17 protein-coding genes are annotated in these 14396 nt (G+C 44.1%); 13 read left to right on the top strand and 4 right to left on the bottom strand.

Annotated elements, in window-relative coordinates:
• Positions 1–84 precede the first annotated feature (84 nt).
• The 3 genes from G519_RS0104365 (at position 85) to G519_RS0104355 (ending at position 2922) form a co-directional block, all read left to right on the top strand.
• The gene (locus G519_RS0104365; protein ID WP_029193648.1) at positions 85–1254 is read left to right on the top strand and encodes an iron-containing alcohol dehydrogenase; all 1170 of its coding nucleotides are present in this window, start codon (positions 85–87) and stop codon (positions 1252–1254) included.
• A 158-nt stretch (positions 1255–1412) separates the two neighbouring features.
• On the top strand, positions 1413–1988 hold the full coding sequence (locus G519_RS0104360) for a uridine kinase family protein (RefSeq protein WP_029193647.1): 576 nt from the start codon (positions 1413–1415) through the stop codon (positions 1986–1988).
• A gap of 121 nt (positions 1989–2109) precedes the next feature.
• Positions 2110–2922, top strand: a complete 813-nt coding sequence (locus G519_RS0104355) for a sporulation protein (protein ID WP_029193646.1) — start codon at positions 2110–2112, stop codon at positions 2920–2922.
• 78 nt (positions 2923–3000) lie between these two features.
• On the opposite strand, the gene G519_RS0104350 is transcribed toward G519_RS0104355, so the two are convergent.
• The gene (locus G519_RS0104350) at positions 3001–3375 is read right to left on the bottom strand and encodes a hypothetical protein (RefSeq protein WP_029193645.1); all 375 of its coding nucleotides are present in this window, start codon (positions 3373–3375) and stop codon (positions 3001–3003) included.
• A 336-nt stretch (positions 3376–3711) separates the two neighbouring features.
• Here G519_RS0104350 and G519_RS41665 point away from each other — a divergent pair, with 336 nt between their 5' ends.
• Complete coding sequence (locus tag G519_RS41665) at positions 3712–4716, top strand: APC family permease (protein ID WP_244280005.1); 1005 nt, start codon at positions 3712–3714, stop codon at positions 4714–4716.
• Positions 4717–4727: 11 nt separating this feature from the next.
• Positions 4728–5072: a hypothetical protein gene (locus tag G519_RS51965; RefSeq protein WP_244280004.1), complete on the top strand. Its 345-nt coding sequence runs from the start codon at positions 4728–4730 to the stop codon at positions 5070–5072.
• Here G519_RS51965 and G519_RS0104340 read toward each other — a convergent pair.
• The 3 genes from G519_RS0104340 to G519_RS0104330 all read right to left on the bottom strand — a co-directional run bounded on the left by G519_RS0104340 (position 5056) and on the right by G519_RS0104330 (position 7056).
• On the bottom strand, positions 5056–5943 hold the full coding sequence (locus G519_RS0104340) for a LysR family transcriptional regulator (RefSeq protein ID WP_029193644.1): 888 nt from the start codon (positions 5941–5943) through the stop codon (positions 5056–5058). The two genes, G519_RS51965 and G519_RS0104340, sit on opposite strands and share 17 nt — an antisense overlap.
• An 82-nt stretch (positions 5944–6025) precedes the next feature.
• Positions 6026–6784: a twin-arginine translocase subunit TatC gene (gene tatC / locus G519_RS0104335; protein ID WP_029193643.1), complete on the bottom strand. Its 759-nt coding sequence runs from the start codon at positions 6782–6784 to the stop codon at positions 6026–6028.
• 38 nt (positions 6785–6822) lie between these two features.
• Positions 6823–7056, bottom strand: a complete 234-nt coding sequence (locus tag G519_RS0104330) for a MerR family transcriptional regulator (protein ID WP_029193642.1) — start codon at positions 7054–7056, stop codon at positions 6823–6825.
• A 218-nt stretch (positions 7057–7274) separates the two neighbouring features.
• Between G519_RS0104330 and G519_RS0104325 the strand changes: the two genes are divergently transcribed.
• The 8 genes from G519_RS0104325 to G519_RS0104290 all read left to right on the top strand — a co-directional run bounded on the left by G519_RS0104325 (position 7275) and on the right by G519_RS0104290 (position 14395).
• Positions 7275–8882 carry a flavin monoamine oxidase family protein gene (locus G519_RS0104325; RefSeq protein ID WP_036632015.1) on the top strand — a complete coding sequence of 536 codons (1608 nt, stop codon included), beginning with the start codon at positions 7275–7277 and terminating at the stop codon, positions 8880–8882.
• 20 nt (positions 8883–8902) lie between these two features.
• The gene (locus tag G519_RS0104320; protein WP_029193640.1) at positions 8903–9463 is read left to right on the top strand and encodes a RidA family protein; all 561 of its coding nucleotides are present in this window, start codon (positions 8903–8905) and stop codon (positions 9461–9463) included.
• A 21-nt stretch (positions 9464–9484) separates the two neighbouring features.
• A complete protein-coding gene (gene tatA, locus G519_RS0104315) occupies positions 9485–9697 on the top strand; it encodes a twin-arginine translocase TatA/TatE family subunit (protein ID WP_029193639.1) in 213 nt (70 codons plus the stop codon).
• A gap of 256 nt (positions 9698–9953) precedes the next feature.
• Positions 9954–10799, top strand: coding sequence for an AraC family transcriptional regulator (locus tag G519_RS0104310; RefSeq protein WP_029193638.1), 846 nt, complete (start codon positions 9954–9956; stop codon positions 10797–10799).
• 188 nt (positions 10800–10987) lie between these two features.
• A complete protein-coding gene (locus G519_RS51555; RefSeq protein ID WP_029193637.1) occupies positions 10988–11452 on the top strand; it encodes a CBM96 family carbohydrate-binding protein in 465 nt (154 codons plus the stop codon).
• Positions 11361–12713, top strand: coding sequence for a right-handed parallel beta-helix repeat-containing protein (locus G519_RS53235; RefSeq protein ID WP_208860876.1), 1353 nt, complete (start codon positions 11361–11363; stop codon positions 12711–12713). Before G519_RS51555 ends, G519_RS53235 begins: the two co-directional genes overlap by 92 nt.
• A 282-nt stretch (positions 12714–12995) precedes the next feature.
• Positions 12996–13838: an SDR family oxidoreductase gene (locus G519_RS0104295; protein WP_029193635.1), complete on the top strand. Its 843-nt coding sequence runs from the start codon at positions 12996–12998 to the stop codon at positions 13836–13838.
• 47 nt (positions 13839–13885) lie between these two features.
• On the top strand, positions 13886–14395 hold the full coding sequence (locus tag G519_RS0104290) for a hypothetical protein (RefSeq protein WP_029193634.1): 510 nt from the start codon (positions 13886–13888) through the stop codon (positions 14393–14395).
• Position 14396: the final 1 nt, after the last annotated feature.

Genomic DNA, 14396 nt, shown 5'->3' with positions numbered 1-14396 from the left:
TCTATGTAAATAGGAACGTTTTCGATATTGAAACTTACATGTGATATACTGCTGTAGATATCAGTCACCGAAGGAGAAACAGACATGCAATCATTTCTACAGTTTAATCCAACAAAATTATGGTTTGGCCAAGGTCAAATTGAGCAGCTGCAACAGGAACTTGGTACGCTTGGCAAGCGAGTTTTGCTCGTGTACGGCGGCGGAAGCATTAAGACAAATGGCGTATACGATGCTGTCATGGAACAGCTTACACATATGCAAGCAGAAGTGTTTGAAATGTCCGGAGTGGAGCCTAATCCACGGCTTAACACTGTACGCAAAGGCATAGATATTTGCCGCGATAAGCAAATCGAGATCATTTTAGCCGTTGGCGGCGGAAGTGTGATTGATTGTGTCAAAGCAATTTCCGTGGGAGTTTACTATGACGGGGATGTTTGGGACATTATTACTCGGAAGGCTGTGCCTCACAAAGCGCTTCCTTTCGGGACGGTATTAACACTTGCGGCAACGGGCTCTGAGATGAATAATATTTCCGTTATCACCCATTGGGAGAAAAATGAAAAGCGTGGTTGGAGCAGCCCTTTATCTTATCCGGCTTTCTCTATTTTAGACCCTGCTTACACGTATTCAGTACCTATGGATCAGACCGTTTATGGCATCGTAGATATGATGTCGCATGTGCTGGAGCAGTACTTCCACTTGACGGAGAACACACCTATGATTGATCGTTTCATGGAGTCAGTCCTTTTGACAGTCATAGAAGCTGCGCCGAAGCTGCTTGCCGATCTTAACAGCTATGAGCATAGAGCGACGATCATGTATGCGGGGACGACGGCCTTTAACGGGCTGCTGTCCAGCGGCACAGATGGTGGAGATTGGGCATCGCATCAGATCGAACATGGCCTATCCGCCGTTTATGATATTCCGCATGGCGGAGGGCTTGGGATTGTTTTCCCGAACTGGATGAAGCATTGTGCGGAGGAAGATCCTTCGCGGATGATGAAACTGGCGATTGCTGTTTTTGGGGTCGATCCATCGGATAAAACGGATCATGAAATTGCACTTGAAGGGATTGACGCCCTGAGAAGTTTCTGGAATTCCCTTGGCGCGCCGAATCGATTAGGGGATTATGGGATTGATGATTCTAGGATTGAGGAATTAGTCCATAAATCATTCATGAAGGACAAAGTAGGGCAATACAAAATGATGACGCGAGAATCAGTCCGAGATATTTTGATTCGATCTTTAGACTAAGAGATAAGCTATCCCGATGTAGATGGGTCTACGCGGGATAGCTTTTGTTATTTTACAAACATTAAAATTGCATAAACTCGTAGAGATATGATCAATTATCGTGTAAAGTTAATGGAGACAACCTATATTATGTTGAAAAATCGTGAAGGACAACAAGCATGAAAAAACCTCTTGTCATAGGCATATCTGGAGGCTCCGGAAGTGGAAAAACGACTTGGAGTCAGTACTTGTTAGAACATTTTAGTCATTACAAAGTCCGAATTATACATAGTGATAGATACTTTAAGAAGTTGAGGCCAGTAACAAGAGCCCCTTTCTCAAATAAAGACTACGATGATTTTAATCAGCCAGAGTCTGTTGATGTTGAAAGATTAATAAGTGATATGGATACTACGATAAGTGATCATGAATGCGATCTTTTAATCGTTGAGGGATTTCTGATATTTCATTTTGAAGTTGTAAGAGAACGTCTAGCATACAAGTTTTATATCGACTGTGAATCTGACGAGAGATTAGTTAGAAGGATTGCGCGGGATTCGAAGGATGGACATAACATGAATGAAATTGTTGCTGAGTACTTAGACCTTGTTAGACACAGTCATGATAAGTACGTGGAACCAACGAAATGGTATGCCGACCTTATTATTAATGGAACTAGCAGCGAGAATAAAGGGAGACAAATGATTGTAGATTGGATTCAACAGGAATTAACATTCCGGGAATCTCGGTTCTGATCGCGTATGAAGATACAGATCATTTTACTCTGACGAGAGACTTTCTAAATCACAGAGAGCGCTACTTTCGGGCTTTGTTTGTGGAAGAAAACTAACAATTATGCAACTGGGGGAATCAGAAATGGCATTTTTCAAGAAAATGTTAGCACGCGTAGGGATTGGGAATATCGATATCGATACACAGTTTCATACGGAGGATTTTATTCCGGGGGAGCTGGTTGAGGGCGTCGTTATTGCCAAAGGCGGAAAAGTGGAGCAGAAGGTAGATAAAATCTACTTTCAAATCATGACGGAATACAAGAAGCCTGTGGAGACAGATGCGAATCGCGATGGGCGAACTGAAATTCGTATGGAGAATGAAACCATCGTTATTGCCAACATATTGCTGGGTGAAAGTCTCGTGATTGCACCAGGTGAAACGATTGAAATTCCTTTTGAATTCGTTTTGCCCCATGAAACGCCAATCTCAATCGGTGTCAGCCCGATCTGGGTGCGTACAGGCTTAGACATTGATAACGCGGTTGATCCTTCGGATCGTGATGATATTGAAGTTCAGGCGCACCCGCATACGGAGGTTGTTTTTGAAGCTTTGGAAGAACTCGGTTTTCATTTGCATCAAGCGGAGAATGAGTATTATTTACAACGGGATTATCATTTACCATTTATTCAAAAGTTTGAATTTGTCCCCTATAAAAATGGCGAGTACCGCAGTTCGGTGGATGAGCTTGAACTCATCTTCTACCCGGATGAAGACGGTGTTGAAATCATCTTAGAGTTCGATCGCAAAACGCGTGGTTTCAAAGGATTTCTATCGGATATGTTGGATATGGATGAGTCCCATCATCGCTACTTTTTCAGTAGTGAAGAGTTGGAGGAAGGTTCTTCCTCTGTAGCGGATCAGTTCCGGGAGATCTTTGACGAGTTGTTGGAGTAATACATAAAAAGAGGCTGTCACCAACGGTAGGATAATGATTACCGAAGGGATAGCCTCTTTTCCAATCCATTTTAATGATTAGGCATGTGCCAGTTGTTTAAGTTCAAGCTTTCCAGTCGTTAAATACGTGAGTTCCGGTGTTGAGAAAAAGTCAGCTAATCGCCGAAGTCTCATATATATCGTTCGCAAAATAACGGAATCCATCTCTGTAATCATACTACGATTTGCAATAAAATCTCGCATGCTTACTTTGATGAGATACTCGCTATCTCGAAGATCGGTTGTCAGTTGTTTATGGGGAAGGTCTCCGTAATTGGCTATGTATTTCGTTTGTCCCAGAGCACTTTGATACAATTCAGCACATGTTCGCGTAATTTGTACTTGCCTCTTTACACCCATAGCATCAGTGACTGTAAGCATTTGATTTTTGGCGTCTAAAGAGTTCTTTTTCAAATAAACAATTTCGTGAGAGGCAATACCCTCAGTAAGTAAACGAACGATGATGGCATCTTGCGGATTGATACAGCGAGCTTCGATGAATTGAATTTGTTCTAATGTAATAATACGAAATCAGCATCCCTTCAAGTGTGCAAATTGGATTTCAGTAAACTTTCATTTGGCTTTCAGTAATAAGCAACTATATACTCTATGTGGGATATTGATCGATTATGACTATTTACATTAAAAAAATACCTCTATTTTCATGAAGAAGAAGAGGGAATACTTGGTTTATGCAGAAGATGAGTGTATATATGTAAGGGTAGAGTTGAGAGGGAGGGACTGCTGAATATGGTGAATGAAGAAGGGAAATTGAAGAAGGTGTTAGGCTTACGAGATTCGATTGGTATCGCCCTCGGTCAAATTATTGGAGCGGGAATCATGTCAATCACTGGCATCGCCATTGCCTTAACGGGGTCTGGAGTACCGCTTGCTTTCGTGCTTTCCTCTGTTTTTATGCTCATCATCACGATTCCTCTTGCTGTATTAGGCTCAGTTCTTCCTGCAACCGGAGGCATGTATAAATATACGAGTCGGTTACTTTCTCCGAACGCAGGGTTTGTCTATTTAATCCTATTTACATTCGGTCATTTAACCATCGCTGTTTATGCCATTTCCTTCGCACAATATTTACAGGGAATCATGCCGGATACGCCGATCATGCTTGTTGCCTTCACAGTGCTGACTTTCTTCTATCTCATTAATCTGTTTGGCATCAAGTTTATGTCATCATTAGGAAAGGTGCTCGTAGCGATTAAGCTGCTGTCACTTCTTGTTTTCATTGTATGGGGAATTTCGGAGGTCGACTATTCGGTGTTTCATCCCGCAAAGATCTTTCCTCAGGGCATAGGCAGCTTTCTTACAGCGGTTGGCATCACGTCCTTTGCATCTGGTGGCGCTTATGCTGTAGTTGAGCTCGGAGGCGAAATGAAGCGGCCGCAAAGGGATATTCCGCTAACCATTTTCATCAGTAGTGGCATAGTTTCCTTACTTTATATAGGTATTGGCATTGTGGCAACCGGAGTTCTGCCGATTTCGGAAGTTGCTGGAGAGTCGCTTTCAGATGTGGCAAGGACGATATTGCCCAATCCATTATTCCTATTTTTTATTATAGGCGGGGCTATGTTTGCACTGGCTTCTACACTTAATGTGACATTTTCCTGGGTGACAAGGGGGATGCTGGTGGCATGTCGCGATGGTTGGCTCCCTTCATCATTCGGCACCGTTAATCGAAGGTTGGTACACCGCATTGGCTGCTCACGTTTTACTATCTCCTTGGTGTCATACCCATTGTGACAGGAGTATCGTTGACCACGATTTCACAGCTAGGGGTTGGCATTTTACTCATTTCGAGCATTTTCCCCGTACTTTCTGCCGTGCAGCTTCCACGCAAATATCCTGAGCTTTATCGCAAAGCACCTTTCACTATGAAGCCAAGTCTACTTTACACCATTGTCGTCATAGCCGTTGGTTTACTCGCCTTTCAAGGCTATTTACTACTCAGCCGATTGTCGGCTCCCTTAATTGTAGGCAACATAGTGCTTGTCGCAGCATCTATCGTTTATGTGCAGCTTGTCGGCAAACGCCGAATAAATAAACAGGCTTCAAACGCTGCTGAAAGCAATAGTCACGATTTCAAATTGTTGCAATAATCATTTTTAGTTCTTTGGTAAACTCTTTGCAGGCCAGGGACTGATGACGATTCTTTAGTCGCAAGGAACAGAAGGAAATATCCATATCCTCTCCAGTGATTTCTAAGGCAACAATGTTGCCTGTTTGGACATAGGGGTCGTATTTCAGGCCGGTTTCTGTATAAAATCCAACGGCAATACCTTCCGCAATCACACGTTTGGCAGCCTCTGAATTCCCTAACTTAAATAGAATATTCGGCTCTCCATATTTTTTTAATTTACCAATAAGATACTCAGAATTCAGGAGAATCGGTTGATGGACAAGTTCTTCTAAGGAAATGCTTTTTCGATGAGACAAAGGGGAGTTTTTCCCCACACATGCCATCACTCTGCTGTCCATTAACGTCTCAGTGATCAATTGCTTATTCGGCTCTTCATAATTCCGGGATACGGCGATTAGACCAATATCTACTTTACCGCTTTGGACTTCTTGTTTAATCTGCGGATAATCAAGCTCCAACATTTCGAGCTCTACGCCAGCATGTTTTGCTTTGAAAATCGCTAAGGTTGAGGGTAAAACACTCAAGCATAGGCTAGGCACAGAAGCGATGGAAAGGAACCCTGAGAGCTGATTGGACTGACATTCTGCCGTCTCTCGGAGTTCCTCTACTTTTTGTATGATCTCTTCCGCTTTGCTTATAATTAATTTCCCATCTTCCGTAGGAACGGCTCCGAAGCGCGAACGCTTAAATAGCTTCACCCCAAGCTCTTCCTCCAGACTCACGATAGCCTGACTGATATTTGGTTGGGAGACGTGAAGCTTTTCGGCAGCTAGGGAGATCGAACCGGTTTGATTGATTTCAATGATATAGAGAAGTTGTTCAATCCGCATAGCTCTCCTTTTTTTGGGAAGCGATTTATGTCGTAAATATATCCCAAAAGCGGACGATAGGCAATGATAGGGAAGCCCTATTTTAAGAGGCTCCGTAGTCAATATTCAGTTTGCTTAGCTCCTTCATTTGTCCGTTGAAGACGAAACGTGATAGCACGACGCTGATTTCATATAAAGCAAATAAGGGGATGGCCACCATCAGATGTGAGATGAGATCAGGCGGTGAAATTAGGCTAGCTAATATAACTAGCACGATATAAGCGTATCTGCGAAATTTGTTCAGGAGCTTTGGATTCAGCAGTTTTAGTCTAGTTAGAAACATAACGACGATGGGGAGTTCGAAGGCAATCGACAAAGGCAGCACAATGTTCAACATGAAACTAAAATATTGGGCAACGCCGTACGTCGGGGTTAATCCAAGGTTATCGGAAATTTGGGTAGTGAACGCCATGCACATGGGGAAAACAACGAAGTAGGCAAAGGTTAAGCCGATGATAAAACACAGGATAGTATAAGGGATATAACGAAGTGTGGTTGATTGCTCCTCCTTCGTTAGGCCTTGTTTAACGAATTCCCAGATCTGATAGAGGATAAAAGGCAAAGTGACTGTTAGGGATATCGCGAACGCAATCATCATATAGAGGCGAATACTATCCATGGGGGAAAATACATGCCATGTCATGTCGGATGCCGGGGGTGTTTGCTTCAAGTACAGGAGGAGCTTCTGGGCGGCAAGAAAGCCGGCAATCATCGTAAGGATAATGACAATTAGAACTCGAATAATACGTGTTCGCAGTTCGGAAAGATGTTCAACGAGAGACATCATTTCTTTTATTGGCATGGAAAACACCTCCAAAGCTAAGTATGATCGTCATTGACTTAAGATCCCGCTAGCATGCGCTTAAGCTCAACGGTGTGGAAGCCGTCCATCAGCTTCGTGTGGATCTCCATGATGGTCTGAATATCCTCAAATGAATATTTACGAACGCCTCCTTTACTTCTTTCCGGGAAAATAAGCTTACGATCTTCGTAATAACGAATCTGCCTTTCCGATAACCCGGTTAATTCGCTTACCACACCAATTTGAATTACTTTCTTCTTCGTCATCGACATCATCCATCCTCCTATAAATGTTAGATAAATTAACGTTTACATGACATTGTTTACAAGTCAACTCTATCACCATGCTCATTTCCGATCAAATAACCTATTTTTATCCCGATATAAGCAATATTTATGTAATGTAATCTTACATGAATTAGTGACGGAACCCTGATCTACTGGTACGTTTATTGTGTGGTTTATCCAAACATGAACGAGGAGATGGGAGCATGGAGAAGACACCGATCAAAGAAGATCAAATTACACGTAGACAATTTTTGACTACAGTCGGCAAAATAGGAGGGTCAGCCGCACTCTTTAGTGTTATGGGGACTCTGGGGCTATTATCCCCAGAAACGATGAAAGCGGCAGATTACACGCCGCCTTCAGGCAGGGATCTCACTTCAACGAACCGAAACGGGAAAAAGGTGATCATTCTAGGCGCAGGGATAGCCGGTATGACGGCGGCCTACGAGCTGGGAATGGCCGGATATCAGTGCACAATTTTAGAAGCGAGAGCTCGTTCCGGCGGTAGAGCTTGGACGGTTCGCAGAGGTACGACTGTTGCGGAAATAGGCGGCAGCAAGCAGGTTGCACGCTTTGATAATGGGATGTATTTTAATGCGGGACCGATGCGGATACCCCAGTTTCATGTAACGTTGGGATATGCGCGTAAATTTGGTGTCGCGATCGAACCCTTCAACAATGTGAACGAGAGCGGCTACTATTATAACGAAAATGTGGGCGAATTGTCGGGTGTGAAAATTCCGAAGCGCCAAGCGAAGGCCGATGTTAGGGGCTATGTCGCCGAAATGCTAGCTAAAGCGGTAAATCAGAAAGCACTGGATCTCCCTCTTACAACAGAAGAAAAAGCTAAGCTTGTCACTTATTTGAAGACCGAAGGGGATTTGAATGCAGATCTGTTCTATAAAGGTTCGGAAAGAGCAGGGTATAACGAGGAACCAGGCGGTAAATTCGACGCAGGCGTACGTAGAGATCCATTTAGTTTAAAAGCGATTATAAATTCTGGTTTTGGGCAATTTTTTAGCAGCGAATACAGTTATGATCAACAAATGATGATGTTTCATCCGGTAGGCGGGATGGACCAGATTGCTAAAGCGTTTGAGAAACGAGTGGGGGACCGAATTGAATTCCATGCAGAAGTACAAGAAATTAAGCAATCCTCCGATGGAGTTCGTATCCTGTATAAGGACTTGAATAGCGGCGCCAGCAAGGAAGCTTCCGGAGACTTTTGTATCTGTACGATTCCTTTGTCTGTCCTCAAGGATATTAAAGCCGATTTCTCCGCAGAAATGTCGACGGCTATTTCTAAAATTAACTACGCATCCGCCGGTAAAATTGGGCTCCAGTTCAAACGTCGCTTCTGGGAGGAAGATGAGTTTATTTTTGGCGGAAGCTCACTTACGAATATGGACATTTCCAGTATTTATTACCCGCCTACTGATTATTTTGCCAAAAAGGGACTCCTCTTAGGTTATTATGCATTCGGGGGTAACGCTGACAAGATTGGTAAAATGACACCTGCCCAAAGGGAAGACTACGCATTAAGCCAAGGGGCGAAAATTCATCCGCAATATTATAAAGAGTTCGAGGCCTCTTTCTCCGTAGATTGGAAGAAGATCAAATATAATCAAGGCGGTTGGGCTTCGTATACGGCTGATGACCGCAAAACGTATTACCCTACCTTGTGTAAGCCGGACGGTCGCATTTATTTGGCTGGGGAGCATATCAGCTATATTACCGCTTGGCAAGCAGGGGCGATTGAATCTGCGAGGAAAGTGGTTACTGAAATTCATGAGCGTGTAATGAAAGAGTAGATGATGAGGAGCGATGAACGATGATGATAACGAAGAAAGTGAAAACCATGGCAGCCGTCACATTAGGTTCATGCCTCATATGTGTCAGCGCCTATGCAGCCGGAACAGAAAAGTCTAGTAAATATTCATCAGAGCCAATTAATGAAGTGGAATTCTATGGAAACCCAGCTTCCTCGATCTCTGCCGGAGTATCTGTGCCTTCTGGTTCTTCCTATTTATTCACAAGCGGAACAGTACCGCCTGTTCTTAATAAAGAGGGTAAAACGGTATATGAGCGCTATGGCGATACCAAAACGCAAGGCATCGGAATTCTTAAAGAGATAGAAAAGCAATTGAAAGATAAGGGATTGACTTTGGCTGATGTCGCTTATCTCCGTGTCTATCTTACAGCTGATGCGGCGAAAGAAGGCAAATTTGACTATCAAGGCTGGTTCGATGCTTATGCGCAATTTTTTGGAAATGAAGCGAATCCGGTTAAGCCTGCACGCTCCACGGTTGGTGTGGCAGGACTCGTAAGCTCTGATTGGCTTATAGAGATCGAAGCTGTAGCGGTATATCCGAAGCATCATAATCAAAACTAATGAAACGGAGTTGTTGATCCTATGCTGCAAAATATTGGCTTTCCTGGTCTCATGTTAATCTTAGTTGTTGTCTTAGTCTTGTTTGGTCCATCCAAGCTTCCAGAGCTTGGTCGCGCAGTGGGGCGCACCCTGCATGAGTTCAAAAACTCTGCGCGGGAACTCGTTTCCGAGGGCAAAGAGGTTCCCGAGCATGTAGAGCCAGCTGATAAGCTGCTCGAGAAGGCGAAAGTATAGACGATCGTCCGAAAGCCTGTATCTGTGATTGTTCTCTTAAGAAGAGAGCATCTGGATACAGGTTTTTTTTGTGCTTGGGGTTGGGGGAGATGAAGCTTGCCACTGTACGCTGATTGCTAGCCTATTGTTGTACAAATGACAACTGCAAAAAACACCGGAAACCCTTGGATTTACACAATCATTTCATGAAAAGTTGTGGTAAAGTGTGCTCACGAATGTAGCTTCCAAACAATTCATTGTGATGGAGGGATGGCTGTTGAAATTAAGTACAAGTGTGGACGTAAGGAAAGAACCATTTCACCTAAATCACTATAAATCGAGCCGAAAGCAGGTTTGGGAAATCTATCATGCGCATCCATGCATGGAGTTCCTCTTCGTGTATGAAGGTCAAGGTAGTGTGGAAGTGAACAAGCATCAGCTTCGCATAGAATCTGGTACATTGCTTGTGTTTCAGCCTTTTCAACTGCATCGGATACGAATTGAAGGGCCATTCGTCCGCTCCGTCCTCATGTTTGACCCTTATAAGCTGGATGCTGCTCTGCTTGCTTTTAGCGGTGTTCGCAAATGGTTTAACATCCTATGGAAGCAGCAATTAACGTGCCAGGTTCTGCCGCAGCAGCATAATTTCGCGAAAATATTTGAAGATTTGAATAGGAAGCTTAGGAGTGTGCCAGCCAATAAACAGCAAGAGGAGTTCATTTTATGCTTATTGTCAATTCTTCAGCAACTAGAGCCATTCGAGAAAGAGGTATATAACGGTCAGAAAGATAAAAATAAGCCGCGTTACAATCATACCGCCTTGCAGATGATAGAGTGGATCGAGCTTCATTATAAGGAAAGATTTGATCTTAATCGGATGTCCGAGGATTTGCACTTATCTACCTACTATTTGTCTCATACATTTCGGCAGTCGACGGGCAGCTCGATCACGGAATTTATCATTTCGCGCAGGTTGAAAGAAGCCTGTTTATTGCTTGAAACGACCTCGAAAACAGCCGGTTTTATCGCGCAGGAGGTGGGTTTTCTGAATGGATCTTATTTCTGTCGTGTGTTCAAGACTGTATTGGGGATCACGCCTAAGGCATATCGTATGCAGGTATAAAAAAACAGCAACACAGTGCAAAATGACGGCAATTGACTGGCACATGGGTACTTCGTAATCTTCTATACTTTAAAATGTAAGCGTTATCTAAATGAAAAAACACTGAGGAGGTAGATCCATTTTTCCAATCGGCTGCTTAACGAAATGGCTGCATTGTGTATGAATAACTTTTAGGAGGAATGATTCATATGGTAGAGCTGTTCAAAAGATATACAAGTAAGACATGGGCGATGACATTGATTTCATCATTAATGGTCATGACGATACCTTCTGTTGCGGGTGCAGCTACGAGCACACTCAGTCCCTCAGATGATTCATATGTCCATCAAAGCAATGCGACTTCCAATTACGGAACGGCGACATCGCTTTATGTCAAAAATGATCCAACCGCCGCTCGATATGCCTATCTTAAATTTAATTTAACGGGGATTACAGGCGTTTCTAGTGCCAAATTGCAAATATATGGCAGCGCTTCTGCGTCGACCGTTCTATCGGCTTATCAGACCACGGATAGTTGGACGCAATCAGCACTTACTTGGAACAATAAACCGGCGGTTGGCAGTGCGGCAGGCAGTGTATGGTGTTGTTTCATTTGCACTGCAAGAGAGTGTTGGCAAATATACGACGCTAAACAGCAACGAGAATGCGTCTAATAAACCACAGCTCGTGGTAGTAAGTGGTGGCGGTACTGGCGGTGACACTCAGGCGCCAACGGCTCCGACGGGTTTGATAGGAACAGCGGCTTCCAGCAGCCAAATCAATTTGAACTGGAGCGCATCCTCCGATAACGTAGGTGTTACGGGCTATGATCTGTATCGAAATGGTACTCTGCTCACAAGTGTCACCGTCACTTCGGCTAGTGATATAGGTTTAACGGCATCAACTACTTATAGCTACTATGTTAAAGCGAAGGATGCAGCTGGCAACGTTTCTGCGCCAAGCAGTACCATTAATGCAACTACGAATGCAGGATCACCGCCTTCAGGCTGTACGAATGCTCTAAATACAACGGCTGCCATTCAAAATGCTATGAAAAATGCGGCCGCAGGCTCTGTCATCTCCATCGCTCCAGGCATATATACAGGTGATCCCTCTGCGAGCGGGGACCCGGGCGGTCAAGGGCTATTTTTCTCCGATAAAAACGGGACTTCTGCTAATCCTATTATTTTGAAAAGCTGTGATGCAGCCCATCCGGCTGTGCTCCAAGGTGTGAATGTGAATGACGGTTCTTATGGCATTCATCTAACTGGCGACTACTGGCAGATTCGCGATCTCGCAGTGACCAACGCTCAAAAGGGCATTATCATCGACAACGGTAACCGCAACCTACTCAATAATGTTGAGGTCCATAATGTCGGTGATGAGGGAGTGCATTTCCGCGATGGCAGCTCTTACAACACACTGGAGTATTCCTTGATTTATGACACAGGGAAATATCAAGCTGGTTATGGAGAGGGTGCCTATGTGGGATCTGACTCCAGTTCGAATTATGAGCACGTAGTTACGGGGAATGTCATAAGTCATACGAATTTCAATGGCGGTATTACAGCCGAGCATATTGATGTCAAAGAAGGCGCCAGCGGCACAATTATCGAGTACTGCACATTTAACGGGACAGGAATTAGTGGAGCTAACAGTGCAGATAGCTTTATTGATGTGAAAGGAGTTAATACCATCGTTCGTTATAACCAAGGTTTCCGTAATGGAAATGCAAACATTTTGGACGCTTTCCAAGTACGCACGCACGGCACAGCTTATGCCACGGGTACGAACAATTCTTTTAACAACAACACCGTAAACCTGGATAATTCGGCTGGTTACGTCGTTTATGCGACAAGCGCGGCGACAGGAACGACTGCGACAGGTGATACCCGTACAGGCGGGGGTAATTTGTATAGTACTAACGTGAATTGACGATTCGAAAGAGTGAAGAAGAGATACGACGGGTGATTCATTCCATGTCACATGTGTTCGTTGCCGATTAAGCGCGGACGGCAAATGAAGACAAATCGATATGATCGACCTGAGGCATAGCCTCAGGTTTTTTAATTGTGATTGGATAAAATCAGCCATAAATGGGCAATCACTAGGAGGTTGGCATCTGCTCGAAGTAAATCTCCTCTTTTACATATCGACATTATGCCTTTTGTATGGGATTATGAAGGAATGTGAGTTGGATAATAGGGGGCAGCTTTGATGAGTTTCACAAAGCCGACAGCGTTGGTGACTGGCGCATCTAGCGGATTTGGCTTGCTAACGTCAATAGCTCTGGCTCAAAAGGGGTATCATGTTATCGCGACGATGCGCGACCTTGGTAAAAGCGGAGCCTTGCTCGCGCATGCCGAACAAGCTGGAGTAACCAATGCCATCGAAACCATGGCTCTTGACGTAACCGTTCATGATTCGATTGAACAAGTTGTTTCTGATATGATGGACAAGTATGGCAGAATCGATGTTCTCATTAACAATGCCGGCTTTGCGGTTGGGGGCTATGTGGAAGATGTACCGTTGGAAGCGTGGAGATCTCAGCTGGAAACGAATGTATTTGGTGTCATTGCGACAACGAGAGCTGTCCTGCCGCACATGCGCACACAGCAATCGGGTTGTATCGTTAATGTAAGCAGTGTGAGTGGGTTATCCGCATTTCCTGGCTATGCGCCATATAGCACTTCGAAGTTTGCCATTGAGGGCTTTAGTGAATCGCTTCGTTTGGAGATGATGCCGCTAGGTGTGCGTGTCGTGCTCGTTGAGCCAGGTGCCTATAAGACAGAGATTTGGCGAAAAGGCTTCGAGGCGATCCATACTGCGGAAGCGTCTCCTTATTGGAAACGGCTTAGCAAAATGCTTGACTATTCAAGGAAAGCCTCAGCTACAGCACCCGATCCGCAGGAAGTAGCAGACCAAATTGCGCGAATTGTAGCCAACCCGCGGCCAAAGCTGCGTTATCCAATGGGACGCGGTGTGAAGGCGGGACTTTGGGCGAGAAGTCTGTTGCCATGGAGATGGTATGAAGGCGTTTTGAATCGAATATTAAAATGAAGAGGGATGTACTTGTATAAGTACGAATAAACCAAGGAGTGAAATGAATGTCTCGTAAGTGGGAAAGAATGGTAAGTAAAAATACGAAAACCGTAAACAAGAATCGCTCCAAACAGGGAATGGCTCCGATTTCTTCGGACCCGGATCGATCGGAAGTATTCAAGGGCAGAAGCATAATGTTAGCTTTATTCTTTGTTCTAATTTCCATCTTATTATTGGCTACTTTGACCAAAACAGAAGGGGACAAGATGTACTGGTATACGACACTCAGTTATCTGGCGGTTGGTCTGTTCGTTTATTTTATTCGCCGTCCGTATTTGAAGGTTAGTAAAACGAGTCTTTCGAAAAGAGGATTCGCTAGAGAGCTTGTTCTGAACGCCGATAAAATCAAAGAAATCGTATATTCTCCTGGTCAGGTCGTCATTGATCTGAATGGGAAGTCACCTCGCTGGGTGTACAACAAATCTCTGAATCGATTCGACGTAGCGGCTATGGCAGCTAGATTGAAAAAATTTGCTGAACAAAACCATATTACGTTTGTGGATAAAACGGTTTAAG

The organism is Paenibacillus alginolyticus DSM 5050 = NBRC 15375, assembly GCF_000422905.1.
Classification (GTDB): Bacteria; Bacillota; Bacilli; order Paenibacillales; family NBRC-103111; genus Paenibacillus_E; species Paenibacillus_E alginolyticus.
Note: the sequence above shows the minus strand (reverse complement) of the source record. Positions and strands in the feature narration are given on the sequence as shown.

Bases quoted from the DNA above. Each gene is read 5' to 3' on its own strand.
- G519_RS0104295 (WP_029193635.1), top strand. From the start codon at position 12,996: ATGAGTTTCACAAAGCCGACAGCGTTGGTGACTGGCGCATCTAGCGGA.
- G519_RS0104325 (WP_036632015.1), top strand. From the start codon at position 7,275: ATGGAGAAGACACCGATCAAAGAAGATCAAATTACACGTAGACAATTT.
- G519_RS0104365 (WP_029193648.1), top strand. From the start codon at position 85: ATGCAATCATTTCTACAGTTTAATCCAACAAAATTATGGTTTGGCCAA.
- tatC (WP_029193643.1), bottom strand. From the start codon at position 6,784: ATGCCAATAAAAGAAATGATGTCTCTCGTTGAACATCTTTCCGAACTG.
- G519_RS0104330 (WP_029193642.1), bottom strand. From the start codon at position 7,056: ATGTCGATGACGAAGAAGAAAGTAATTCAAATTGGTGTGGTAAGCGAA.
- G519_RS51555 (WP_029193637.1), top strand. From the start codon at position 10,988: ATGGTAGAGCTGTTCAAAAGATATACAAGTAAGACATGGGCGATGACA.
- G519_RS0104360 (WP_029193647.1), top strand. From the start codon at position 1,413: ATGAAAAAACCTCTTGTCATAGGCATATCTGGAGGCTCCGGAAGTGGA.
- G519_RS0104340 (WP_029193644.1), bottom strand. From the start codon at position 5,943: ATGCGGATTGAACAACTTCTCTATATCATTGAAATCAATCAAACCGGT.
- G519_RS0104320 (WP_029193640.1), top strand. From the start codon at position 8,903: ATGATGATAACGAAGAAAGTGAAAACCATGGCAGCCGTCACATTAGGT.
- G519_RS0104290 (WP_029193634.1), top strand. From the start codon at position 13,886: ATGTCTCGTAAGTGGGAAAGAATGGTAAGTAAAAATACGAAAACCGTA.
- G519_RS41665 (WP_244280005.1), top strand. From the start codon at position 3,712: ATGGTGAATGAAGAAGGGAAATTGAAGAAGGTGTTAGGCTTACGAGAT.
- tatA (WP_029193639.1), top strand. From the start codon at position 9,485: ATGCTGCAAAATATTGGCTTTCCTGGTCTCATGTTAATCTTAGTTGTT.
- G519_RS0104355 (WP_029193646.1), top strand. From the start codon at position 2,110: ATGGCATTTTTCAAGAAAATGTTAGCACGCGTAGGGATTGGGAATATC.